Origin of the sequence: Mucilaginibacter achroorhodeus, assembly GCF_007846095.1 — a bacterium.
GTDB lineage: Bacteria > Bacteroidota > Bacteroidia > Sphingobacteriales > Sphingobacteriaceae > Mucilaginibacter > Mucilaginibacter achroorhodeus.
In genome coordinates, this window is sequence record NZ_VOEI01000001.1 from 1 (window position 1) to 23,514 (window position 23,514).

Annotated in this window: 22 protein-coding genes; 9 read left to right on the top strand and 13 right to left on the bottom strand. The window is 42.3% G+C overall.

All coding sequences use genetic code 11. The features are described 5' to 3' along the window. Positions 1-291: 291 nt before the first annotated feature. On the bottom strand, positions 292-2,184 hold the full coding sequence (locus FPZ42_RS00005) for a RecQ family ATP-dependent DNA helicase (RefSeq protein ID WP_146268451.1): 1,893 nt from the start codon (positions 2,182-2,184) through the stop codon (positions 292-294). A 73-nt stretch (positions 2,185-2,257) separates the two neighbouring features. After that, complete coding sequence (locus FPZ42_RS00010; RefSeq protein ID WP_146268452.1) at positions 2,258-3,544, bottom strand: citrate synthase; 1,287 nt, start codon at positions 3,542-3,544, stop codon at positions 2,258-2,260. Between the two features lie 145 nt (positions 3,545-3,689). Here FPZ42_RS00010 and FPZ42_RS00015 point away from each other — a divergent pair, with 145 nt between their 5' ends. Continuing rightward, positions 3,690-6,995, top strand: coding sequence for a PAS domain-containing hybrid sensor histidine kinase/response regulator (locus tag FPZ42_RS00015; RefSeq protein WP_146268453.1), 3,306 nt, complete (start codon positions 3,690-3,692; stop codon positions 6,993-6,995). Here FPZ42_RS00015 and FPZ42_RS00020 read toward each other — a convergent pair. Then, a complete protein-coding gene (locus FPZ42_RS00020) occupies positions 6,992-8,239 on the bottom strand; it encodes an ABC transporter permease (protein ID WP_146268454.1) in 1,248 nt (415 codons plus the stop codon). The two genes, FPZ42_RS00015 and FPZ42_RS00020, sit on opposite strands and share 4 nt — an antisense overlap. Before the next feature lie 178 nt (positions 8,240-8,417). Here FPZ42_RS00020 and queA point away from each other — a divergent pair, with 178 nt between their 5' ends. Both queA and FPZ42_RS00030 read left to right on the top strand, forming a co-directional pair. Then, entirely contained in the window at positions 8,418-9,467 is a 1,050-nt protein-coding gene (gene queA, locus FPZ42_RS00025) for a tRNA preQ1(34) S-adenosylmethionine ribosyltransferase-isomerase QueA (RefSeq protein ID WP_146268455.1), read from the top strand. Positions 9,468-9,631: 164 nt separating this feature from the next. Next, positions 9,632-10,360 (top strand): 2-C-methyl-D-erythritol 4-phosphate cytidylyltransferase, encoded by a 729-nt coding sequence (locus tag FPZ42_RS00030; protein ID WP_261382196.1) that lies wholly within the window; start codon positions 9,632-9,634, stop codon positions 10,358-10,360. Positions 10,361-10,396: 36 nt separating this feature from the next. Here FPZ42_RS00030 and FPZ42_RS00035 read toward each other — a convergent pair whose 3' ends face one another. From FPZ42_RS00035 to FPZ42_RS00050, 4 genes are all read right to left on the bottom strand, one after another. After that, positions 10,397-10,546, bottom strand: a complete 150-nt coding sequence (locus tag FPZ42_RS00035) for a lmo0937 family membrane protein (protein ID WP_146268456.1) — start codon at positions 10,544-10,546, stop codon at positions 10,397-10,399. 105 nt (positions 10,547-10,651) lie between these two features. Then, a complete protein-coding gene (locus FPZ42_RS00040) occupies positions 10,652-10,798 on the bottom strand; it encodes a lmo0937 family membrane protein (protein WP_146268457.1) in 147 nt (48 codons plus the stop codon). Positions 10,799-10,922: 124 nt separating this feature from the next. Then, positions 10,923-11,144 (bottom strand): DUF2795 domain-containing protein, encoded by a 222-nt coding sequence (locus FPZ42_RS00045; RefSeq protein WP_002996718.1) that lies wholly within the window; start codon positions 11,142-11,144, stop codon positions 10,923-10,925. 94 nt (positions 11,145-11,238) lie between these two features. Next, positions 11,239-11,787 carry a cob(I)yrinic acid a,c-diamide adenosyltransferase gene (locus tag FPZ42_RS00050; protein ID WP_146268458.1) on the bottom strand — a complete coding sequence of 183 codons (549 nt, stop codon included), beginning with the start codon at positions 11,785-11,787 and terminating at the stop codon, positions 11,239-11,241. A gap of 103 nt (positions 11,788-11,890) precedes the next feature. Between FPZ42_RS00050 and FPZ42_RS00055 the strand changes: the two genes are divergently transcribed. From FPZ42_RS00055 to FPZ42_RS00065, 3 genes are read left to right on the top strand one after another with little or no spacing between them, the layout of a single operon-like run. Continuing rightward, complete coding sequence (locus FPZ42_RS00055; RefSeq protein WP_146268459.1) at positions 11,891-12,910, top strand: chitinase; 1,020 nt, start codon at positions 11,891-11,893, stop codon at positions 12,908-12,910. Between the two features lies 1 nt (position 12,911). Next, complete coding sequence (locus FPZ42_RS00060; RefSeq protein ID WP_146268460.1) at positions 12,912-13,367, top strand: hypothetical protein; 456 nt, start codon at positions 12,912-12,914, stop codon at positions 13,365-13,367. Positions 13,368-13,415: 48 nt separating this feature from the next. After that, positions 13,416-14,045 carry a hypothetical protein gene (locus tag FPZ42_RS00065; protein WP_146268461.1) on the top strand — a complete coding sequence of 210 codons (630 nt, stop codon included), beginning with the start codon at positions 13,416-13,418 and terminating at the stop codon, positions 14,043-14,045. Position 14,046: 1 nt separating this feature from the next. Here the strand turns inward: FPZ42_RS00065 and FPZ42_RS00070 are convergent, their stop codons facing one another. The 5 genes from FPZ42_RS00070 to FPZ42_RS00090 form a co-directional block, all read right to left on the bottom strand. After that, positions 14,047-15,693 (bottom strand): serine hydrolase domain-containing protein, encoded by a 1,647-nt coding sequence (locus FPZ42_RS00070; RefSeq protein WP_146268462.1) that lies wholly within the window; start codon positions 15,691-15,693, stop codon positions 14,047-14,049. A 215-nt stretch (positions 15,694-15,908) separates the two neighbouring features. Beyond that, the gene (locus tag FPZ42_RS00075) at positions 15,909-16,721 is read right to left on the bottom strand and encodes an AraC family transcriptional regulator (RefSeq protein ID WP_146268463.1); all 813 of its coding nucleotides are present in this window, start codon (positions 16,719-16,721) and stop codon (positions 15,909-15,911) included. Then, positions 16,722-17,489, bottom strand: coding sequence for an ABC transporter ATP-binding protein (locus FPZ42_RS00080; protein WP_146268464.1), 768 nt, complete (start codon positions 17,487-17,489; stop codon positions 16,722-16,724). It lies immediately after the preceding gene. 115 nt (positions 17,490-17,604) lie between these two features. Further along, positions 17,605-17,895 (bottom strand): Asp-tRNA(Asn)/Glu-tRNA(Gln) amidotransferase subunit GatC, encoded by a 291-nt coding sequence (gene gatC / locus FPZ42_RS00085; RefSeq protein WP_146268465.1) that lies wholly within the window; start codon positions 17,893-17,895, stop codon positions 17,605-17,607. A 2-nt stretch (positions 17,896-17,897) separates the two neighbouring features. Then, a complete protein-coding gene (locus tag FPZ42_RS00090; RefSeq protein WP_186458657.1) occupies positions 17,898-18,623 on the bottom strand; it encodes a lysophospholipid acyltransferase family protein in 726 nt (241 codons plus the stop codon). 319 nt (positions 18,624-18,942) lie between these two features. On the opposite strand from FPZ42_RS00090, the gene trpS reads away from it, so the two are divergent. Together trpS and FPZ42_RS00100 are read left to right on the top strand one after the other, a co-directional pair. Continuing rightward, positions 18,943-19,938, top strand: coding sequence for a tryptophan--tRNA ligase (gene trpS / locus FPZ42_RS00095; protein WP_146268467.1), 996 nt, complete (start codon positions 18,943-18,945; stop codon positions 19,936-19,938). 111 nt (positions 19,939-20,049) lie between these two features. Continuing rightward, a complete protein-coding gene (locus FPZ42_RS00100) occupies positions 20,050-20,664 on the top strand; it encodes a deoxynucleoside kinase (RefSeq protein WP_146268468.1) in 615 nt (204 codons plus the stop codon). Here the strand turns inward: FPZ42_RS00100 and FPZ42_RS00105 are convergent. Continuing rightward, entirely contained in the window at positions 20,661-21,662 is a 1,002-nt protein-coding gene (locus FPZ42_RS00105; RefSeq protein WP_146268469.1) for a hypothetical protein, read from the bottom strand. The genes FPZ42_RS00100 and FPZ42_RS00105 overlap by 4 nt on opposite strands. A 235-nt stretch (positions 21,663-21,897) precedes the next feature. On the opposite strand from FPZ42_RS00105, the gene FPZ42_RS00110 reads away from it, so the two are divergent. Then, positions 21,898-23,508: a CTP synthase gene (locus FPZ42_RS00110; protein WP_146268470.1), complete on the top strand. Its 1,611-nt coding sequence runs from the start codon at positions 21,898-21,900 to the stop codon at positions 23,506-23,508. The last annotated feature ends 6 nt before the right edge of the window (positions 23,509-23,514 follow it).

Consider the following 23,514-nt stretch of genomic DNA (forward strand, 5'->3'; position numbering starts at 1 on the left):
GCACAGCAGCATTGAAATGATGACACCCGAGCAAGCCCACCTGAAAACCGGTGAGCTGAAACGAAAATGGCAGAACTATTACCGGAAACCACACAGAAAGGAGGCTATCATGAATGATTGAACAAAATGAAGGATCAACATCCATCAGTATTAAATGATAAAGTGTAAATTCACCGCAGTATTAATTCATTAATCTGTAAACTTTTTCCAGGACGGGTCACCATTTTCAGCGTTCACGGTGTTCACAAGTGTTCATGGCGTGAACGTGAACGGTCTAATTAGACCAAATCGCTACAAATAGTAATTTTCACCATCCGTTTTTATCTTTCCGGCATCCAACAGCATACGGAGAGTCTGGATCTTCTCGCGCTCGGTACCAAGTTTAAGCGCAGGGATAAGATCAGTGATGGTATGAGAACGCATAGTAAGCAATTGTACGATCTCGTTAGTTAGGTCGTCAACAATTTCGCCGGAATTACGCAAACGCTTTTCTCTCAGGCATACGTCGCAAACGCCACATTTTGGTGCATCCTCTTCGTCAAAGTAATTAAGCAGTTGCTGGCTGCGGCATACCTCATCGTCTGCATAAGCAAATACTGCTTTTAGCTTTTTAAGATAGGTGGCTTTGCGCTGCTCAATATAAGCCTTGTTAATGTAGAGTTGATTGTTTGGCTGCCGAGGTTTTAACCAAGTGATCTGAGGCTTGTCCGTTTGTGGCATATAGCTTAATAAATCAAAGGCCTGCAGTTGCTGCATCCCGGCAATTACCTGTTGCACACTCATACCGGTGCGCCTGGCTATGTCAAACTCCTTTAGCCGCACGTAGTTCTCGAATGAACCTCCGTAAGAACGCAGCAGCGTTTTAACAAATGGGTCCCAGCCAGGGTTTTGTATCTGAAAGTTGTATAGGTCTTCGTTAAGTACCTCAAACCTAAAACGCGAGGGCAGGTAAACGCTTTCGGTAAATGAAACGTACTCATCCTGCTCCAGGAATTTCAGTGCGTTGAGGGTCTTGATAGCATCCAATTCGAACTTGCTGCAAAACTCACCGAGGTCAAGATCAAAGCTTACGCCCTCCCCTGCTTCGTAAGCCAATTGGCAATAATTGCCCAGGTTATGGTATACCTTTTTTATTTCGTCAATAGAGGGGAAATTTTGTAAAAACTTTTTCTGTTGCCGCAATTTATCCGCTTCGTTATACAGTAAAACGCCATAAGCTTTCTGCTCGTCGCGCCCTGCACGGCCGGCTTCCTGGTAATAGGCCTCCAGGCTGTCCGGTATGTCTTTATGGATCACAAACCTTACATCCGGCTTATCTATGCCCATTCCAAAGGCGTTGGTAGCAACAATAATGCGGGTACTATTATTTTTCCAGGCCGATTGCTTCTCTGAGCGCTCATCGGCAGAAAGGCCGGCGTGATAATAATCGGCAGATATTTGATGGCGCTGATAGTGCCTCGCTATCTCAAAAGTTTCTTTACGACTTCGTACATATACTATTCCGCTCCCTTGTATGCCGGTAGCTACGTCGATCAGCTTGCGCAGTTTGTCCTCGGTGTCTTGCACCACGTAACTCAAGTTTTTACGCTCAAAGCTCTTAACGAATACAGCGCTGTTATTAAAGTCAAGCTTATCCTGTATATCCTGCTTTACTTCTGCCGTTGCAGTTGCTGTAAGGGCAAGTACAGGTACTGCAGGATGCAGTTCTCGCAACTTAGCCAGTTGCAGGTAAGGTGGCCTAAAATCATAACCCCACTGCGAGATACAGTGCGCCTCATCAACCGCGAACAGGTTAACATTCATGTATCTGATGCGTTCGCGCACCAGATCAGACAGCAAACGTTCCGGGGATAAGTACAGGAATTTGACCGAGCCATAAATACAATTATCCAGGGCTATGTCCACTTCCCGCCTACCCATTCCCGAAACGATGGATATGGCATTGATTCCTCTTTCGATCAGATTTTCAACCTGATCTTTCATCAGCGCGATAAGCGGTGACACTACAATACAGATACCGTCCTTCGCCAAGGCAGGCACCTGGAAACATACGGACTTGCCACCACCGGTAGGCAGTAAAGCCAACGTATCACGCCCTTGCAATACCGACGCAATGATCTCCTCCTGCATCGGCCGGAAGTGGTCATGTCCCCAATATTGTCTAAGTATTTCGCGTGGTGTCATTGCTGTACGAAAAAAGCCCGGCAAGCGGGCTTTGGATAAAATATATTTTGCGGTGATTTTATTCACCCAGGCATTACCTGCTTTTAATATCAGTGTATTCCCTGTTCACCTCGCCAACATAAATTTGTCGCGGGCGACCGATAGGCTCCTTATTGGTTTTCATTTCCTTCCACTGGGCAATCCATCCCGGTAAACGGCCAAGGGCAAATAGAACAGTAAACATTTCGGTAGGGAAACCTAACGCGGTGTAAATAATGCCCGAGTAGAAATCTACGTTAGGGTATAATTTACGCTCAACAAAGTACGGGTCGCTTAAGGCAACTTCTTCAAGCTTTTTAGCGATATCTAAGGTTTCATCCTGTACGCCTAATTTCTCAAGGATATCGTCACACGCTTTTTTAATGATCTTGGCGCGGGGGTCAAAGTTTTTGTAAACGCGGTGACCGAAGCCCATCAAACGGAACGAATCATTCTTGTCTTTAGCTTTAGCAACCCATTTATCAACGTCGCCGCCATCTTCTTTAATTTTTTGCAACATCTCTACCACAGCCTGGTTTGCACCGCCATGCAGCGGGCCCCATAGTGCAGAGATACCTGCCGAAATAGAAGCATAAAGGTTAGCATCTGATGAACCTACAATACGCACGGTTGATGTTGAACAGTTCTGCTCGTGATCTGCATGCAGAATAAGCAGTTTGTTCATGGCGCTAACCACTACCGGATCTATTTCAATATCTTCTGTGCGCTGACCAAAGGTCATGTGCATGAAATTAGTAACGTAGTCAAATTTGTTGCGAGGATAGATCACCGGATGACCAAGCGATTTCTTGTAGATCCATGATACCAAGGTGCTCATCTTGGCTATCAGTTTAATGATCTCTAAATTCACTTCCTCTGCAGTTAAGCCTTGTTTAAGCGAAGCAGGATTAAATGCAGCCAAAGCACCTATTAGTGATGATAACTGGCCCATAGGATGTGAACCTGAAGGGAAACCATCAAAAAACTTTTTCATATCCTCGTGTACAAGGGTATGGTGGCTTATTTCGTATTCAAAAGCTTTAAGCTGTTCTTCGGTTGGCAGGTTGCCATAGATCAACAAATAAGCAACCTCAATAAATGTGCTTTGCTCTGCAAGCTGTTCAATTGGATATCCACGATACTTTAGTATACCAACCTCACCATCTAAAAAGGTGATGGCGCTTTTAGTGGCACCGGTATTTTTGTAACCAATATCAAGGGTAACAAAACCGCTTTGATCACGAAGTTTAGAAATATCGATAGCTTTTTCGCCCTCAGTACCCTCAATTACAGGAAGTTCGTATGTTTTGTCTCCAATTTTTAGTTGTGCAGTCTCAGACATAGGATAATTAGTGTTTGCAACAAATGTAATTAAATCTGCGTATTAATAGCCTTTATGATGATTTACTAACTGTAAAATTCTCATTAAGTAATTATATTGTCGTCCTCAATTTTGTTTGACTTGATTAAAAATTTACCCCTGCTTCATGTCGCTTAAAAGCAAAGCTCTGCAGCTTATTGAGAACGATATAACCATAAACAGATTAGTGCTGTTAGGTTTGCTAATTGCAAGCCCGTCTTTACATTATCTGTGTTACAACAACAGTTTTGATCCAATTTGGTTGCGTGCACTAAACGTATTGATATGCCTTATAACTTTAGCAGCATCTTATCTTAAGAACAGGCAACCGCTGAGGATAATGGTGTACCTCAATATTTGCTCCCACCTGTACATCAATAACTATTTACTTTTAGGGATCAATAATTTTGCTAACGTTTACTTATTCAGCTCGTTAACAATTTTTGTCGCGTTAACGCTGTTTTGTAAAAAGGCCTGGGAATTTGTTTGTCTGGCGTCGCTAAATACGCTTGCTGTTGTAGGTGCCTATCTTACATCATCAAGTAAGATACCACTCTCGGGGCTGTTAATATTGATAACTGTTTTCACAATTGTTGCGTACGTATCTTTCCTGGTAGTGCTGGCTTACAAACTACAATTTCGCAAAGCCGTAAAAAGCATCGTAGAGCTCAATAAATCGCTTATAAGTAAGGGCATTAAATTGCGTGAGAGCCAGCATCAACTACATGCGCTCATCAGCTCTGTTAATGATACTATTTTTGAGTTTGATGAAAACAAGACCTGTATCAACGTTTGGTTCGGGCCAAATACGCCCCCCTATTTAAAACCCGAACATTTTATTAATAAAACGCTATTTGAAGCCATAGGCGAAGAACGTGCGCGTCCTTTTCTGGAGGTTTACGACCATGTCATCAGGTACAAAAAGCCTTACCAGGTAGAGTTTGCGTCTGTTTACGGCGAGCCCGGATGGTTTTTAGCCAAAGCGTCTCCGGTACTTGATGTTAACGGTGCATACACTAAACGCATATCTGTTTCAGTAACTGAAATTACTGAGCAAAAGAAACATGCCAATGCACTTGTTGAAAACGAAGCATTGTTGTTACAAGCCCAGCAATTGGCTAAAGTTGGTAACTGGTGGTATGATGATGACACAAAGGAAAATTACTGGTCTTCCAGTCTCTATAATGTATTAGAGATCGATAGCATCCCTGAGGGAACAAGTAAATTTGAATATTATATTGGACTTGTTCATCAGGACGACAGGGAAGCCGTAACTGACTATCTTAAACAAATAAATAATACGAGATCAAACAGCGTTGATCACAAATTTATAACCCCAAAAGGCAATCTTAAGTACCTCAAGATACAAGTGGGCGATCTGCAACAGCATACCGATGGCAGGCTTAAGCGGGTTGTAGGTATTATACAAGATCTGACCGAAGCTAAACTTGCCGAAAAAGCGGTTAAGATTAGCCAGGCTGAGTTATTGGAGGCGCAAACCATTGCCAAGATAGGTAACTGGAAATGGGATAGCAAAAGCAACATTTTATCATGGAGCGATGAGGTTAATTCGATACATGAGATAGATCTCAATAACGCATCATCATCTCGTTTTGGGAGATTGTTGTTACAATACATCCACCCGGACGACCAGTACATTGCAAGCAACTTATTCAAAAGTGGTAATAATACAGGTAGCTCTTATGAATACCGTATCATCACACCAAACGGTAACCTCAAGTATATCAGCGTTATTATTGGTAAGCTTATGTACCGGGAAGATGGCACATTACGTAAAATAATTGGCACGCTGCAGGATATAACCGAACGTAAACAAGCTGAGATAGACCATCACCGCACCGAAAATAAGTACCGCCTGGTATTGGAAACCATTAAAATGGCTGCACTGTCGTTAAATGCCGAGGGTAAGGTTATCTTTTGTAATAAATACCTGGCTAACCTGGTTGGCTATTCGCAAGCGGAAATATTAGGGATGGACTGGACGGAGAACTTTGTTCCCGGCGAACACAGGGAAGTAATTACATCGTGGTTTAAAAACAAAACGGTTAAACCACATTATGTTAATCCCATTATCGCCCGCAATGGAGACTTAAGAACCATCAGTTGGCAAAATACGGTGAGCTATGACGAATATGGAAATATTAAGGAAACTACCAGCATAGGTGAAGATATCACCATACAGCAAAAAGTTAGGCAGGAATTGATTTCGGCAAAAGAGCAGGCAGAGCGCTCATCGCACTTTAAGTCGGAATTCTTATCCATCATGAGCCATGAGATCCGCACACCTATGAATGCTGTGATAGGTACAACAAACCTGCTTTTGGAAGAGAATCCAAAGCCAGAGCAGCTGGAATATCTCAATACGCTAAAATTTAGCAGCGAGAACCTGTTGGCTATCATTAACGATATATTGGATTACAATAAAATTGAAGCAGGCAAACTCCAGTTGATAAACCTGCCGTTCAATATTCATCAATTAGTACAAAACGTTCGCCAATCGTTTTATGCAAAAGCGGTTGAAAAAAACCTGGAGATCGATCTGCAATACGATAATGCCATCCCGGATTTTGTAATGGGCGACCAAACAAGGTTAGGGCAAATATTAATCAACCTGGTAAGCAACGCAGTTAAATTCACTCACAAAGGCAGCGTAACCATATCTCTAATGAGAGAGTTCACTGCAGACGGCGACGTGACGATCAATTTTGCCGTGACTGATACCGGCATTGGCATGTCTGCCGAGAATTTGACCGTTGTTTTTGATCCATTTATACAAGGTCCGCAAACCATAACACACGAGTATGGTGGCACGGGTTTAGGCCTTGCCATTACCCAACGCCTTATAGAACTTTACCAAAGCAACATAGAAGTTAGCAGCGAGCCGGGTAAAGGCACAGCCTTTACTTTTTCCATAAGATTTGGCAATGCTCCTGTGGCAGCTCTTGAGCCACGCGAACATATAAGCACCGAGGAGGATGTGTTAGCACCAACCTTGCCACAAGATCTTGCAGGCATGACAATTTTAGTTGTTGATGATAACAAAATGAACCTGATGATAGCGGCTAAGTTTTTAGAGAAATGGCGGGCCCATGTTGCACAATCCATTAATGGTCAGCTTGCTGTGGATTTAGTTAGAGCTGGTGAAGTTTACGATCTTATCATTATGGACCTGCAAATGCCTGTGATGGATGGGTTTGAAGCCACTGCTCAAATTAAACAAATAGATCCTTTGATACCGGTAATCGCATTTACAGCAGATGCTATGGCTGAAACTTACACAAAGGCATACCAGGCAGGTATGTGCGATTATATCACCAAACCTTTTGTGCCCGAAGATCTGTTTGAAAAGGTTTCAAAATATCGCAAACAAGAACAAGGTCTGGATCTGCTTAAAGATCCGGAGGAAGCCTAATTAGTTCTGATAGCTTCAACCGGGTCTAACTTAGCTGCAAAGTAAGCGGGCACAATGCCTGATAGCATCCCGATAGCCACCGAAATACTTATGCCAAAGATGATGTTTCCTGCATCAAGCACCACTTGCAAGTCTGCTATGGCCTTTACCGCAAAAGTGCCCAGGTAAACTAAAAACAAACCTATAAAACCACCCATCAGGCAAAGTACAACCGCTTCTATCAAAAACTGAAGCATGATAAAGTAGTTTTTTGCCCCTAATGATTTTTGAATGCCGATGATGTTAGTACGTTCTTTCACCGACACGAACATGATATTAGCAATACCGAAGCCACCAACTAAGATTGAAAAGCCACCAATGATCAAACCGGCAATATTCAATACCCCGAAAACCTGGTCTAACTGGTTAGTTAATATGGTTGACTTGTTAAGCGAAAAATCATCCTCTGCGCCCGGGCGTATGCTATGTACAGACCGCATAATGCCGCGCACTTCGCTTTCGACCTCCACATCGGTCAAATTATCAAGCCCGCGCACCACTATTTGCGGGTTATACCTTTCGTTCTCAACGTCAATTACGTTCTTGGCAAAGTTTAAAGGCAGCAATATCTCGTTATCGCTGGTTATACCAAGCATATCCTTGCCTTCTTTGGTAAACACACCTATTACGGTAAGCTTCCTGCCCATAATTTTGATCTGTTTACCAACAGCATTCCCATCCGGGAACAAATTTGACGCAATATCTGCTCCTATAATAGTAACTGGCGCCCCCGTACGCGATTCTATCTCCGTAAAATACCTACCGTCCTGAAAATCGAAATTCCAGGTCTTATCATGATCGTGAGAAACTGCGTCTATCTGCGCACCGTCTACCGTGTTGCTTCCATATTTTACCGTACGGTTATCGATACTGATCTCGTAAGATAAAGCTTTAGCCGTTTGGCTGCGGCGGGCCAACTGGTCAAAATCCCGAAGTTTTGGTACCGGGCGCTGCATATACTTCCACCAGGGAAAATTATCCTCGCCAACCCAGGGCCATTTTTGAACGTATATGCTATTGCTCCCCAGCTTATTAACACTTTTTTGCAGATTATTACGCAGGGTATCTACTGCAGAGAATACAGCTATGATGGTAAATATACCGATGGTTACCCCCAGCAAAGAAAGTAAGGTACGAAGCTTGTTTTGCCTCAAAGCATCGTACGCAAACAGGAAACTTTCGCGGATAAGTTTTAATATGATCATAAGCTAACCACGGGTTATAGATTTTGTATTGCCTAAAACAGTATGGTTTAGACGGTGTTTATGGAGTTAAGTTACAGGCATTTTCAATAAACTGTCACAAACCTGTTTCCGTAAACAAAGGCGCATAATTTAATAATATTTTCGTACATTTGCGCCCTAAAAATTCATATATACAAGCATGAAATTATCTCAGTTTAAATTCGATTTACCTGAATCATTAGTTGCCCACAACCCGGCAGATAAGCGCGACGAGTCGCGTTTAATGGTTTTACACCGCGATTCGGGCAAGATTGAGCATAAGATCTTCAAAGATGTTTTGGATTACTTTGACGACCAGGATGTAATGATCCTGAACAATACCAAAGTTTTCCCGGCACGTATGTATGGTAATAAAGAAAAAACGGGTGCCACGATCGAAGTATTTTTGCTTCGCGAATTAAACAAAGAGCTTCGCCTTTGGGACGTATTGGTTGATCCGGCACGTAAAATACGCGTTGGTAACAAACTTTATTTTGGTGATGACGATCTGCTAATTGCTGAGGTAGTTGATAACACCACATCTCGTGGCCGTACCATTCGCTTCCTGTTTGACGGTACTGACGAAGAATTCCGTCGTAACGTAGAAATATTAGGCGAAACACCGCTTCCAAAATATATTAAACGCAAAGCTACCGCCGAGGATAAAGAGCGTTACCAAACCATTTTCGCTAAAAACGAAGGTGCCGTGGCTGCCCCTACTGCAGGTTTGCACTTTAGCCGCGAATTGATGAAACGCCTTGAATTAAAAGGTGTTGAATTTGCAGAGGTTACTTTGCATGTTGGTTTGGGTACATTCCGCCAGGTTGAGGTTGAAGACCTTACCAAGCATAAAATGGACTCTGAACAGTTTATAATCGAGCAAAAGCAGGCAGATATTGTGAACCGTGCTATTGAGCGCAAAAAACGTGTTTGTGCCGTTGGTACTACATCTATGCGTACTATAGAATCTGCTGTATCAGCTAACAAATCTCTTAAAGCGGCAAACGACTGGACAAGCAAGTTCATATTTCCGCCGTATGAATTCAGCATCGCAAATTCAATGATCACCAACTTCCACACGCCTGAGTCAACCCTGTTGATGATGATATGTGCATTTGGAGGCTACGAACACGTTATGCACGCTTATGAAGTAGCTGTAAAAGAAAAATACCGTTTCTACAGCTACGGCGATGCGATGCTGATCATCTAATCAGCGCTTCTCGCAGATATTAGATTTGAGATATGAGACTAAAACTCATATCTCATTTTTGTTTTATAGCTTTGTTAAGATTAGTCATCTCGAACTTGTTTCGGCAACCCACAAGTAAAGTTGTCAGCTTTTGTGATGTCATCCCGAAATAAATTAGGGATCACATGAAAACTTTTATTATGCCCGATCTCAAATCTCAAATCTCAAATCTTAAATCTGATTACGCAGTAATTGTTGCTGGTGGCACAGGCAGCCGTATGCAATCTGCCTTACCAAAACAGTTTATCGAAATTTACGGTCAACCGGTTTTAATGCATACCATCAGGGCTTTTTTTGAGAGTAGTGCTGCACCCCAGATCATCCTGGCGCTTAATAGTAATTATCATGACCTATGGGCAGAACTTTGCCAGCGGCATAGCTTTACAATACCTCATACGGTTATTGCGGGCGGGGAAACGCGTTTCCATTCCGTAAAAAATGCTTTAGAGATTATAACTGAAGCCAATGCGATAGTTGCTGTGCACGATGCTGTTCGTCCGCTAACGTCTAAACAAACTATCGAAGAGAGCTTTCGTGTCGCTGCGTCAAATGGGACGGCAGTTACAGCTGTAAAAAGCCGTGATTCTATAAGACAGCTGAACGGCGACATTTCTGCATGCCTCAACAGAGATGAAATTTACCTTGTGCAAACACCGCAGACCTTTCGGGCATCGGTGTTAAAAGAGGCTTATGAACAACCCTATACAAGTCTTTTCACTGATGATGCTTCGGTAGTTGAAAAAGCCGGATACAGAATAAATTTAATCAAGGGCGACCATAGCAATATTAAGATCACATTTCCCGAAGATGTTATAATTGCCGAAGCGTTATTAAGCAAAAAAGCCATCAACTAATAGCTGATGGCCTAATATTTATGGTCAGACTTAATATTATGCTCGTCTGATAACGCCTAATAATACTGCAATTATTGCAATTACAAGGAGTACGTGAATGATGTTGCCACCAAATGGTGTTACAAATGCGCCAAATATCCAGGCGATAACTAAAATTACGGCGATTATGTACAATAAGCTTCTCATAGTGATGTGTGTTTTTGTTAAGTAAATGTTATATAAACCAAGTCTCCAAAAAAAAGTTTTACAACCAATTGGTTTAAATGATAAAGTCAATTATTGCCTGGCTGGTCACGCTCTTCTTATGACGCCCAGTAATAAAGCAATGATTGCAATTACCAATAAAATATGAATGATTCCGGTTGCGCCGGCGTAAAAGAAACCAAACGCCCATCCTATCACCAGGATAACCGCGATAATGTAAAGTAAACCTCTCATGTTAATATGCTTTTGTTTAAGTTTTTGTTAATTAAGAGAGGCTAAACCAAAATCATTCCAAAACAGAGATAAAAATAAAAAAAGCCACTGATTATCAGTGGCTTTAAGTTTTAGCAGAGGTTTATTAGTACTCGTCCTCGTTAAAGAAGAAATCGTCTTTTGTAGGGTAATCAGGCCATATTTCTTCAATATTCTCATATGGTTCGCCATCGTCTTCAAGAGCCTGCAGGTTTTCAATTACCTCAACAGGAGCACCAGAACGGATAGCGTAATCTATTAATTCATCTTTTGTGGCAGGCCAGGGAGCATCTTCTAAATGTGATGCTAATTCAAGTGTCCAATACATGTTTTTATATTAAATGGTAAATATTTTCTGTTTGTATGTTTTCGCAAAAGTATAATATTTTTAAATTGATAATCAATATTTTTTTGTAAAATTTTCAAACTCTCGGAATCCATTGATTTTCAGCAACATTATGCTGATATACAACCATACGCGCTAACGTGAACAGGTAATCGCTCAATCTATTCAGGTAAATGATCACCTTCTCCTCTACCTTGCTTTCTTCAGCCAGGTGTACACAGAGACGTTCGGCCCTGCGGCAAACACAACGGGCTATGTGGCAATAGGAAGCCGTTGTAGCCCCGCCGGGCAATATAAAATGTTTTAGCGCCGGTAAAATCTCATTCATCTTGTCCATTTCCTTCTCCAGCAAATCAACATCATCATCGTAAAGATCGGGTATTGTCATTTTAGATTTTTCGGGATCTGAGGCCAATGACGACCCAACCGTAAATAGCCTGTCTTGAATCTCTTTGAGGATATCTTTATCGTGTTGTTCAATGTTTTGGTCTCTGATCAGTCCGATATAAGAGTTTAATTCGTCAACCGTGCCATAGGCTTCAATACGTAAATGATGCTTGGGTACGCGGGTACCGCCTATTAACGAAGTTAAGCCCTTATCGCCGGTTTTGGTATAGATCTTCATAAACAATTATTTAATTGTGATGGCGTTTTAATATGCATATTTACAAAGTTTAAACTTAAACTACGTGTTTGTGTTTTGTACAAATAAAATATGTACCGCTACCATGAAGATCATCACTTCTACTGCCAGGCTGGCCACTGTAACTTTATTGGCAACCGCATTGTTAAGCTTTAGCTGCGGTAACAGTAATGCAAAAAAAACTACTGACAGCACAGCCACCGTTAAAGCCGAACCTGCTACCGCCCCTTCTTTCAGTAAGTTTATATCAGAGAAGCAGTTCAATGAGCTTTTCCCTGAACGAGATAAGTTTTATACCTATGCGGCCTTTATAAAAGCAGTTGATGAATTGGCACAGATAAAGGTACAGGTTACACGCAGAGCGGTATCGGTTTACCAATTTATCCGCACCGATAAAAGTACAGGTAAATCTTCAACCGTAAGGCAGGATGGTGATTGGAACGAGCCTTGGGCCAAGCAAAAGCCTGATAGCAGTTACACTGTTGATTATGGCGCGTTTTGTACTGCCGGTGATGCAACTACTAACAAGCGCGAATTATCAGCTTTTTTTGCGCAAATAGCCCATGAAACTCGCCACGGTCAAAATGAGAGTTATACCGACGGGCTTATGCTGCTGCACGAAGAAAATACATCTTTGCAATACATAAGCGATAGCGATGAGTACCCACCAGTTAAAGGCCAAAAATACTATGGTCGCGGGCCTATGCAAATAAGTTATAATGGCAACTACGGTTATGCATCTGACTGTATTTTTGGCGATAAGAAAGTATTACTGAACAATCCGGGCCTGGTTGAAACTGATCCTGTTGTATCGTTTAAAACTGCTATTTATTTCTGGATGACGCCCGAAACTCACAAACCATCAGCACATGATGTGATGATAGGTAAATGGCAACCAAGCGCCACTGATAGAGCCAAAGGCCGAACACCGGGCTTCGGCATGACCATCCTTATCGTAAACGGCGAATTGGAATGTAATAAGGGTGAAGACAATTACAGCATGAAAGACCGTATAGGCTTTTACCAGTTCTTTCTTAAAAAATTAGGCGTTACCGACCCTAATTGCGCTTGTAGCTGTGGTAAAATGGAGCCTTATAAGTATTGATATGTTGGCTGTTGATGTAACCGATATTGATGGTGTTCAACAATGGCTTAAGAAACTCACACCCGTTTCGCTTCCCCTTTGGGGCAACATGACTGCACAACAAATGGTTGAGCACATGATCAACGAGGTGCAGTACACAAATGGGGTAAAAACACCTATAGATATAGGCCTACCGCCAGATTTTAAGGAACAGAAAAAACTTTGGGTTTACACAGATGAGCCCATCCCTCGGAATGTAGTGCTTGGTCAACTGCCGGATAAATATACTTACCCGAATCTGGAAACTGCAAAATGGCAGTTACTTGTTGAAATAGAAAATTTTCATCAACATCACAACGTTAACCCCGGCATTGAAATACTACACGGCGGCTTCGGTATGATGACCTACAACGAGTGGATAAAATGGCACAACAAGCACTTTACACATCATTTTAAGCAGTTTGGGCTTATTGAGTAACTAAACAATGTGGTTGTAACAAATACCGCATTGTGCTATCTTAGCTAAATGAACTCCTTATCTGTTGATGCTACCGGCTTGCCCGATATTGGAAAACACCCTTACGAAACAACTTGCCAAAGGTTAAGAAACCGTTTCAGGATAGATATTCCGGGTGATATCGATTTTCAGTTAGAGCAATTTGAAACGTTAAATCATCACCGGTCTGTTCACATCCGCAACACCTTTGCCATTAAAAATCATTGTGGGGACAGCTATGTTTTACTGCTGGACACCGATGCCGAAACAACCTCAATCAATCAGAAAAACAAGATACAGCACCGCGATACCTTCCAGCCCTGGGCGCTGGCCTACCTTAAAAAAGATTTTGGGCGCGTAGTGATCCGTACCGAAACAATTATCGATAAGATCCGGGAGATCATCTTCCCGATAGAACTGGACTTTAGAGAAGATAAAGCCTTCAGCGACCGCTTTTATGTTTTAACAGACGACCGCCATAAAACAGAAGCCGCAATGAACCAACAATTCAGGGATGCGGTTATGTCTATCAAAAAGTCAGACTTTGTGATCGAGATCTATGAGCATACCCTCATCATCGGCAACCACAAGCCAGTTACCCCCGAAAACACACTTTACCTGGCAGAATTTGTAGCTAAACTGGCAGAGTTGAAATGTTAATTTAGGGCGTTACGGCCGGTATGATATAGTCCTCCATCATTTTATCTACCTGGATGTGGGCATAACTTTCGTTGTAGGCGCTTGCTGTGATAACAATTACAAGAGGCTGATCTTTAAACACAAATATCTTGTTGCCGCCGTTGCCCGTGCAATACCACGTTTCGTACGCTTTTCCACTGACCTGATAAGTTTTATTCCAAAACAAATAACCGTAATAACCAGGGCCAACCACATCGGCAGGCAAAGCTATTTGTTTGGTGAATGATTTTTGAACCCATGCTTTCGGGATGATCTGTTTGCCCTGCCATTGGCCTTTGTTTTTATATAATTGTCCAAATTTTGCGAAGTCCAATGCTCGTAACCGTATACCACCAGCGGTACTTGGCACATTTTGCGGTGTGTATTGCCATTTGTACTCACGTATGCCAAGTGGTTCAAATAATTTCGTATCGGCATAACGTTCAAGTCCGCCCGGCACTTTTTTGTTCAAAATATCCCCTAAAACTACTATCCCAGCAGTAAAATAGTTCCATTGTTTATATGGCTTTTTTAGGCTATCTACCTTCAAATCCAGCGCAAATTTTACCCAGTTATCAGTTGGATACATGTTGTTCTCATTGCCAGGCGAGTTATCGTCATTATCATTGGCATCGAAAATAGAGCTCATGGTGAGCAAACTTTTAATAGTGACGCTATCCTTGCGGGGCGAGTAGTTTTGATAAGTATTAAGATCATAAAAATCTTTTAGCGTTTGCTGTTCAGATTTGATGTGACCCTCACTGATAGCTACGCCCGTAATAGCTGATGCAAAGGTTTTCCCTACCGAACGCGGGTCATGCAGTGTATCACGCCCATCGCCGTTAAAGTATTCTTCTATCAACAGTTTGCCATTCTTGATCACTACAATACCATTAATGTTCTTAAACTTGTTCTGCAAGATCTTCTCATTAAGGCCAATGATCAGTTGATTATTGTAGCGCTCGGCAGATACCGGCCAGCCGCTGTTCGGTTTTATCGCCTGAATGGCTTTATTTTTTACATCAATACTCGGGACAATAATTTTTATTTCACCCTTCGCTATCAGGTCACCTACTTTAATATCGGGCTCAACTATATATGGACGCAGTTCTATTTTAAGCGTGTGATGTCCGGTTGTTAAGGCATCCTCGCCCCCGCGCATCATAAATCGGCTAAACATATGCCTCGACCACATATCTTCATGCAGTGTACTTAATAATTTAACAGTGAGTATTGTGCGGCCATTTTTATTGCGCGCATAACCAGCACCTTTATGCAGATTTTCCTGGTAGATCTGTTTGCCATCTACATAATATGTGAACTGGTAATTGCCCTGATTTAGCTGGTCGACAGTTTGCTGTGGGGCCATTTGATGCTGTAGATTAGTAAGCGAGTTGGGCATAAAAGCACGCATGCTTAAGTTAGCATTGGGAGTTAATGTAACCTCACTTAAGAAATCTTTATCAGTGGTTTTATCCAGGGGAACGGTATCAGTCATGAATATGATGCGGCCTACATTCGTTTTATGTAATGGCGATTCTATCGGGTCGGCTTTTACTATATCCTGCGCAGAGGCATTTCTTAAAACAAGGATTGAAATAAGAAAAAGCAGCGTTTTAAGTAGTTTCATCAATTAATTTTATTTCCCCAAAGATGGCCGGATAGTATTTGCTAAAATAGAACAGAATTAACGTTGTGAATTATTCTTTACAGTACGAGATTGACACACCCTATGAATGTTTCTGCTTTTTGTCAATCCCGGTCGCCCCGCTCAAGAGGGGGATGAAAGCATCTATTCACCATCAACTTTCCCCTATCGAGAGGGGCCAGGGGTGTGTTATTTGTTCAACCGCTCGCCAACACCGCCCTGTAAACCTTAGGCTTATCCGCATTTAGCACTTTAAAGCAGCGCAAAAAATGGCTTTGGTCGGCGAAGCCGCATTGCATGGCAATTTCGGTTAAGCTGAGCTTCCTGCTATGCATCAGCGATAAGGCCTTCTCTATCCTCATCATTCGAATATACTCGCCGAGGTTAGTGTTAAAATATTTTGAAAAATCGCGAGACAAGTGCGCGGGATGCACATTGGCTACAACAGCCATCTCTTTTAAGGTAAACTTACGCGAAATATCATCGGCGATAGCTTCCTTTACCTGCTTTACCCAATCTGGTCTGTTCCGGCTTCCGGTTGCGGCGTTACTTTCCATGCCGGCTAAAACCTGTAGCAGCAATGCCTCAGTTGCGGGTATCGATGCATCATCATTGGCCTTAGATTCTTTAAATAACTGGTAAAAAAGCAATTTCACCTGCGGGTTATCAATGGAAAAACTCCCCTGTAAGTTCTGTATGTCTATATCGGCTTGAGATAACCAGTGGTTATTGATCTCTATCTGGAAGCCGCGGGTATATCCCTTGGGCTTAATGTTATAGTGCGGATCCTGCCAGTTATGGAAAAGCAAGGTGCCGGGCGTGCAGGTATAGACTTCTTTCTTGTTACCCTCAATTACGTTGCCTTGCAGTATAAAAGTAAAATAAGCATTCTCGTGGTAATGCCAGTCAACACTATCGTGGGTATATTCGGTATCGGTTATGGTTGCAAAATCCAGGTGCAGGGTTTGGTTGGTTTGCCCGTAAAATTCACCTGTTTTTAGCGTTTTCACTTATTTAGTCAAATTGATGCCGCTTTCAGCCTCAGGCTCGCGTTTGCTAACGGTTTGAATGTTATCGTTAAGATAATCATTCTCCACCAGGCCATCGCGCATGCGTACAATGCGGTGGGCATGCAAAGCAATGTCCTCTTCGTGTGTTACCAATATAATGGTGTTACCTTTTGAGTGAATATCTTCCAAAAGCCCCATGATCTCAATAGAAGTTTTGGTATCCAGGTTACCTGTAGGTTCATCTGCAAGGATGATGGATGGGTTATTTATTAAAGCACGGGCCACTGCAACACGCTGGCGCTGTCCGCCCGAAAGCTCGTTAGGGCGATGATCTACACGATGACCAAGGCCTACGTTCTCTAAAGCCTGTTTTGCGCGCTCGTTACGTTTTTCTTTACTGATGCCGGCGTATACCAAAGGTAAAGCCACGTTATCTAAGGCACTGTTGCGCGGCAAAAGGTTGAATGTTTGGAACACAAACCCGATTTCCGAATTGCGCACTTCTGCAAGATCGTTATCGGTCATGTGGCTTACGTCGATACCGTTTAGTACATATTGCCCTTTGGTAGGTGTATCTAAACAGCCAAGAATATTCATTAAGGTAGATTTTCCTGAACCGGACGGCCCCATTAAAGCCACAAATTCGCCTTTTTGAATAGTAAGCGTAACGGATTTTATAGCGTGTATAATCTCAGACCCGATTACGTATTTACGGCCGATATCCTTGATAGTAATAAGCGGTTCATCTTTGGTAAGTGTCTGCTTCATCCGTTTTTTTGCTGCTTTGACAATAAGTCGGCAGGAAATGTTACATTTTTTTTGACAAAAGAAACAAGGATAAAGGAGAGAAGAATTTCCTGTCCTTTGTCCTTCGACTATTTATCTATTTAGAAATAACCTTCGCTACCAGGAAATGGCTATCATCATGCAGTGGAGCATTCTTAAGCGCTTCTTCGGTAGTGATATCCTGTTTTACCACATCATCGCGCAGGTTGTTTACCTCTGCCGTCATGTAAACAAGGGGCTCAACACCTGTAGTGTCTACCTCATTTAGTTTATCCATGAAACCTAATATTTTGTTCATGTCGGTTATCATGGCCTGTTTTTCGTCGGCAGCCAGTTCTAATCTTGCCAGGTGGGCTATCTTATCAACGGTTTGCTCGTCAATGTTCATGCTTAATTTAATTTATTGGTCATGATGCTGAAAACTTTATCGCGTAAATCGTCAGCATCATCAACAGTTAAATGGGCCGTTTCAATTGGCTCGTGTACAAATATATCACATACGCCCGGTTCACTGCCCATTTTTTTCCCGTCGTCCCACATCACCTTCCATGTGTTTACAGATGTTACGGGAATAATTGGGATCTTCAGTTCAATAGCCATTCTGAAAGGGCCGTTCTTGAACTGATGAAGCACCGGTGGGTACTCATCAGGGATAGTGCCCTCAGGGAATATAACGGCCGACATGCCCTGCTGCAAACGTTCCATCACCTGTTTAAAAGCTTTAAAAGACGCTATTTTGCTTTCGCGATTCACGGGAATATCAACCGTACGGAAGAAAAGGCCAGTAACCAAACCATCAACCAGTTCCTGCTTGCCCATGAAACAAAAATTGTTTTTCACCAGCAGGCTCATAGCGGTAATATCAAGGTTTGATGTATGGTTAGGTGTAATAATGTAAGCCCGGCTCCAGTCAATAGGTTTCTCGTAATGATAACGATAACGGATGCCCACAGTGCCTGAACTTAAGCGCCCCCATACGCGCCTAAAAGCATTCATGCTGCCGTAACGCTCATATTTGCGAGAGTTATAGTATAAAAACGGCCAAAGCACAAAGTAAAAAAACGCCACACTGCCCTGGTAAAGGTATAGGTGCGCTTTTCTCAATATCATTTTCATCCGTTCCAAAAATATAAAAAATAGCCGCTTATAATGTAACTATACTATTTCATGCATCGTAGTTGACTCACCCGGTCTACGCTACGCTGGACCACCCTCTCTGCTGCAAGCAGCAAAGAGGGTAAAGGAACACAGATTTCCTTACTCTCGTTTCGCGTAGCGAAGAGAGGGTCGACGAGCGTAGTGATGTCGGGTTGAGTTACTTTACGAGCGGATCAAAACTTAGCTTGTCACACGCTTATATTTTTTTCTTAAAAGCCTCTCTCCCGTGGAGACCGGTTTGGGCTGAGGCTAAAAAATCCTTACTTTCGCCACCTATATGGAAACTGTTGTTAGCGGCATAAGATCAACCGGAAACTTGCATTTAGGAAACTATTACGGAGCTATCCAAAATTTCGTAAAAATGCAGAACGAGTACAATTGTTATTTTTTTATAGCCGATCTGCATTCATTGACCACGCACCCAACGCCTGCCAATTTGCACGCGAATGTTAAACAGGTTTTAGTAGAATACCTTGCAGCAGGCATCGACCCTGAAAAAGCAACTATATACGTGCAAAGCGACGTACCGGAAGTAACAGAGCTTTACTTATATTTAAATATGAACGCCTATATGGGCGAGTTGGAACGCGCCACATCTTTTAAAGATAAAGTACGTGCCAATCCTGATAATGTTAACGCCGGCCTGCTTACCTACCCTGTTTTAATGGCTGCAGACATCATCATTCACAAAGCTATCAAGGTACCTGTAGGTAAGGACCAGGAACAGCATCTGGAGATGGCCCGTACATTCGGCAACCGCTTTAATCGCCTATATAACCACGAATATTTTCCTGAGCCCTATGCATTTTCATACGGTACCAATCTGGTGAAAATCCCGGGACTTGACGGCGCCGGCAAAATGGGCAAAAGCGAAGGAGAAGGTAATGCTATATTTTTAGGTGACAGCCCCGAGGCTATCCGCAAAAAAGTGATGCGCGCCAAAACCGATAGCGGCCCAACAGAAGAGAACCAAACTAAACCACAGGAGATACAAAACCTGTTCGACCTGATGAAAGTAGTTTCATCGGCAGATACTATCGCGCACTTTGACAATCTATACAATACTATGGCTATACGTTATGGCGACCTAAAGAAGCAACTGGCTGAAGATATGATCATTGCCACTGCACCTATTCGCGACCGCATTAACGATATTGCCGGTGATGCTGATTACCTACGCAAGGTTGCCAACCTTGGAGCCGATAAAGCCCGTGAAAGTGCATCAAAAACAATCAGGGAAGTAAGAGAGATCATCGGGTTCAGGAAGTTTTAAACTGTCGGAATCAGAATTTACAGAATTTTAAAATTCTCAGAATTCATGTTCAGACACCCAAATAAATTCTCTTAATTCTGTAAATTCGGAAAATTCTGATTCAGACAAAATATGCACATAGCTATCGTAGGAAACATCGGCGCGGGAAAAACCACGCTTACAGAAATGCTCGCCAAAAACTATGGCTGGGATCCCCTTTTTGAAGCAGTTGATAATAACCCTTACTTAGAGGATTTCTACAGCGATATGAAACGCTGGAGCTTTAACCTGCAGATCTATTTCCTCAATAGCCGTTACCGCCAGATCATCGATATTCAAAAAAGCGGCCGTAACATTATCCAGGACCGGACCATTTATGAGGATGCCTACATATTTGCAGAGAACCTGCACGATATGGGCCTGATGACCACCCGCGATTACGAGAACTATCAAAGCATTTTTGACAACATCACCGAATTTATAAAACCACCAGATCTGTTGGTTTATCTCAAGGCTTCGGTACCAACCCTGGTGAATAACATCCAACGCCGCGGCCGCGAGTATGAAATTGGTATCCGTATAGATTACCTGTCCAAACTTAACGAGAAGTACGATAAATGGATAAAGAACTATAAGTTGGGCAAACTGCTGGTGCTGGATAAAGACAACCTTGATTTCGCCAACAACCCCGAGGACATGGGTACCATCATCAACCAGATAGAGCGGGAAATAAATGGGTTGTTTTAAGGAGTAGTTTCCGCCTTTTCCATCTCGATCATCAGGTTATTCAGATTTTGATTTATCGAACGGATAACTGCCTGCAATTGATTGATCATAGATGCCCGGTCATGTAGGTCATCCGCCTTGTAAATACCACCCTCGGTAAAAATTACAGAGCTGTTGGCTTGTTTCTCGTCGTTATCAAACTGATATTTTATCCATCTTTTTTTCAGATTAAACATCAGGGATGATTCCCCTTTATTGCTAAAGCTTTTTTCGCTCAACATATACCATATCCAACCCGAAAAATGGTTGTCTGTGTTTTGTTGCAGCCAAATGTCTTTGAGCAAATTACGCCGATGGTTAAATTTTACCTTTTTACCGCCCGGGTTAAGTGTCAAGAATCCGAGCGCACCTGTTAGCCCCCCTCCTGCTACGGTAACAACATTATTCAGTCCTTCTGCTTTAATAAAAACGCCACTTATTGATGTTAAAGCGCCTAATACAATTGAGGCAGCAGTGTAGCGGTTATTTCTTGTTGAATTGATATCATCTACATAGCTGCCTACCTGGTCTACACGCTCACCCTCACAATCTAATTCTGCAGCAGCCGAATTAATATCAGAGATAGCAAGCAGCAATACTTTAGATGTTTTGTTCCCGATCTCCAATTTTCTCAATTTGCCATTAATTGTAGTGTCTTTTTTTAAACTCATCAGTTTTTTCATATCTTCTGCAATCCCTAATGAGTTGATGATCAAAATATCCTGGTCGGTAAAAAACTTTTTTAAAGAGAGATTTTCCGCCAAAATTTCTTCCGACTTTAACGTATCCGGAATTGCTGACCTTATGAAATATTTGGGCGGTTCGCAGTAATTTTCTTGCATCACAAGCGTGGCACCTGCTTTTTTCTTCACCGAACAAGATGAAGTAGCTATGATGATTAGCAGATAAATAAGCGCATTTGCCAATACAGGCAGTTTTCTACAAGAGAATATTTGGGGTATTACTTTAATTAGCGGCATTAAAAGAATAAATGGCTTCGCTAAACTAATGCATATATGCTTTGGTTGCTAACCTGCAGATAAAATTTATGAATTGTTATTGTATTGCTAATCAAGCGGCTCCTTATCGGTTTATCAAGGCTTTTCCACAATTGCAAAATGAACGGGCAAATCCCGCAAAATTTCTTACTTTTGTATCCCGTACACAAACAATTGGCAGCCCCCTTTAAAACTGCCTTTGATTTCAAAAAAAATCATGACTAAATACATTTTTGTTACGGGTGGAGTTACCTCATCGTTAGGAAAAGGCATTATTTCGGCCTCATTAGCTAAGTTACTTCAGGCGCGCGGCTATCGCGTTACCATCCAAAAATTCGATCCGTATATTAACATCGATCCGGGTACGTTAAATCCCTATGAGCATGGCGAGTGCTACGTTACCGAGGATGGTGCCGAAACGGATCTTGACCTTGGTCACTATGAGCGTTTTTTAAACGTTCCTACTTCTCAGGCTAATAACATTACCACCGGCCGTATCTACCAAAATGTAATTAATCGTGAACGCGAAGGTGCTTTCCTGGGTAAAACCGTGCAGGTTGTGCCTCACATTACTGATGAGATAAAACGCAACTTCCGCATATTAGGTGAAAGCGGCGACTACGATATTGTGATCACCGAAATTGGAGGTACCGTAGGTGACATTGAATCCCTGCCGTTTGTAGAGGCTGTAAGGCAGTTTAAATGGGAAGCAGGGCCCAATAATGCACTGGTTATCCACCTAACGCTAATCCCCTTCCTTGCTGCAGCAGGTGAGTTAAAAACCAAACCTACACAGCACTCGGTAAAAATGCTTCTGGAGTACGGTATCCAGCCGGATATACTTGTTTGCCGTACAGAGCATCATATAAATGCAGACATCAGAAAAAAAATTGCACTTTTTTGTAACGTAAACATCAATGCGGTAATCGAATCAATGGATGCACAAACAATTTATGATGTGCCTTTGCTGATGTTGAAAGAAAAACTCGATCAAACCGTATTATCAAAACTTAAACTGGCCCACAAGAACGAGCCGGATCTGGAAAGCTGGAAGGATTTCCTGGGCCGCTTAAAAAACCCTACTGCTGATGTTAGAATAGGTTTGGTTGGTAAATACGTGGAATTACCCGATGCGTACAAATCAATTATCGAAGCATTTGTGCATGCAGGTGCAAAAAATGAGTGCAAAGTACGGGTAGAATATATTCCATCGGCAAGTTTAACAGTAGAAAACGCCATTGAAAAATTACGTGGCCTGCATGGTGTGTTAGTTGCACCCGGCTTTGGCGAACGTGGCTTTGAAGGCAAGATCGAAGCTATACGCTATGTGCGCGAAAATAACATTCCGTTCTTCGGCATATGCCTGGGCATGCAATGTGCCGTTGTAGAATTTGGCCGCCATGTATTAGGTTATGCTGATGCCAGCAGCACCGAGATGAACCCGGAAACACCTAACCCGGTAATTGACATGATGGAGGAACAAAAAACTATTGTGCACAAAGGCGGCACTATGCGTTTAGGTGCTTCACCGTGTGATATTAAAAAGGGCACAAAGGCAGCTGCTGCTTACGGCAAAACACGCATTAGTGAGCGCCATCGCCACCGTTATGAATTTAACAATAAGTATTTAAAAGAATACGAAGCGGCGGGTTTAGTACCATCAGGTATCAACCCTGAAAATGGTTTGGTGGAAATTGTTGAACTAAAAAATCACCCTTATTTTGTGGGAGCACAGTTCCATCCGGAATTAAAATCAACTGTTGCTAATCCGCATCCACTTTTTATTAACTTTGTCGCCGCTTCGCTGGCTTACGCCCGCAAGAACTAAGTTACA

Coding starts and splice junctions, on each gene's coding strand:
- FPZ42_RS00100 (WP_146268468.1), top strand. CDS start 20,050: ATGCACATAGCTATCGTAGGAAACATCGGCGCGGGAAAAACCACGCTT.
- FPZ42_RS00040 (WP_146268457.1), bottom strand. CDS start 10,798: ATGAGAGGTTTACTTTACATTATCGCGGTTATCCTGGTGATAGGATGG.
- gatC (WP_146268465.1), bottom strand. CDS start 17,895: ATGAACATTGACGAGCAAACCGTTGATAAGATAGCCCACCTGGCAAGA.
- FPZ42_RS00060 (WP_146268460.1), top strand. CDS start 12,912: ATGTTGGCTGTTGATGTAACCGATATTGATGGTGTTCAACAATGGCTT.
- FPZ42_RS00045 (WP_002996718.1), bottom strand. CDS start 11,144: ATGTATTGGACACTTGAATTAGCATCACATTTAGAAGATGCTCCCTGG.
- queA (WP_146268455.1), top strand. CDS start 8,418: ATGAAATTATCTCAGTTTAAATTCGATTTACCTGAATCATTAGTTGCC.
- FPZ42_RS00015 (WP_146268453.1), top strand. CDS start 3,690: ATGTCGCTTAAAAGCAAAGCTCTGCAGCTTATTGAGAACGATATAACC.
- FPZ42_RS00090 (WP_186458657.1), bottom strand. CDS start 18,623: ATGAAAATGATATTGAGAAAAGCGCACCTATACCTTTACCAGGGCAGT.
- FPZ42_RS00030 (WP_261382196.1), top strand. CDS start 9,632: ATGAAAACTTTTATTATGCCCGATCTCAAATCTCAAATCTCAAATCTT.
- FPZ42_RS00105 (WP_146268469.1), bottom strand. CDS start 21,662: ATGCCGCTAATTAAAGTAATACCCCAAATATTCTCTTGTAGAAAACTG.
- FPZ42_RS00005 (WP_146268451.1), bottom strand. CDS start 2,184: ATGACACCACGCGAAATACTTAGACAATATTGGGGACATGACCACTTC.
- FPZ42_RS00010 (WP_146268452.1), bottom strand. CDS start 3,544: ATGTCTGAGACTGCACAACTAAAAATTGGAGACAAAACATACGAACTT.
- FPZ42_RS00050 (WP_146268458.1), bottom strand. CDS start 11,787: ATGAAGATCTATACCAAAACCGGCGATAAGGGCTTAACTTCGTTAATA.
- FPZ42_RS00035 (WP_146268456.1), bottom strand. CDS start 10,546: ATGAGAAGCTTATTGTACATAATCGCCGTAATTTTAGTTATCGCCTGG.
- trpS (WP_146268467.1), top strand. CDS start 18,943: ATGGAAACTGTTGTTAGCGGCATAAGATCAACCGGAAACTTGCATTTA.
- FPZ42_RS00020 (WP_146268454.1), bottom strand. CDS start 8,239: ATGATCATATTAAAACTTATCCGCGAAAGTTTCCTGTTTGCGTACGAT.
- FPZ42_RS00110 (WP_146268470.1), top strand. CDS start 21,898: ATGACTAAATACATTTTTGTTACGGGTGGAGTTACCTCATCGTTAGGA.
- FPZ42_RS00065 (WP_146268461.1), top strand. CDS start 13,416: ATGAACTCCTTATCTGTTGATGCTACCGGCTTGCCCGATATTGGAAAA.
- FPZ42_RS00055 (WP_146268459.1), top strand. CDS start 11,891: ATGAAGATCATCACTTCTACTGCCAGGCTGGCCACTGTAACTTTATTG.
- FPZ42_RS00080 (WP_146268464.1), bottom strand. CDS start 17,489: ATGAAGCAGACACTTACCAAAGATGAACCGCTTATTACTATCAAGGAT.
- FPZ42_RS00070 (WP_146268462.1), bottom strand. CDS start 15,693: ATGAAACTACTTAAAACGCTGCTTTTTCTTATTTCAATCCTTGTTTTA.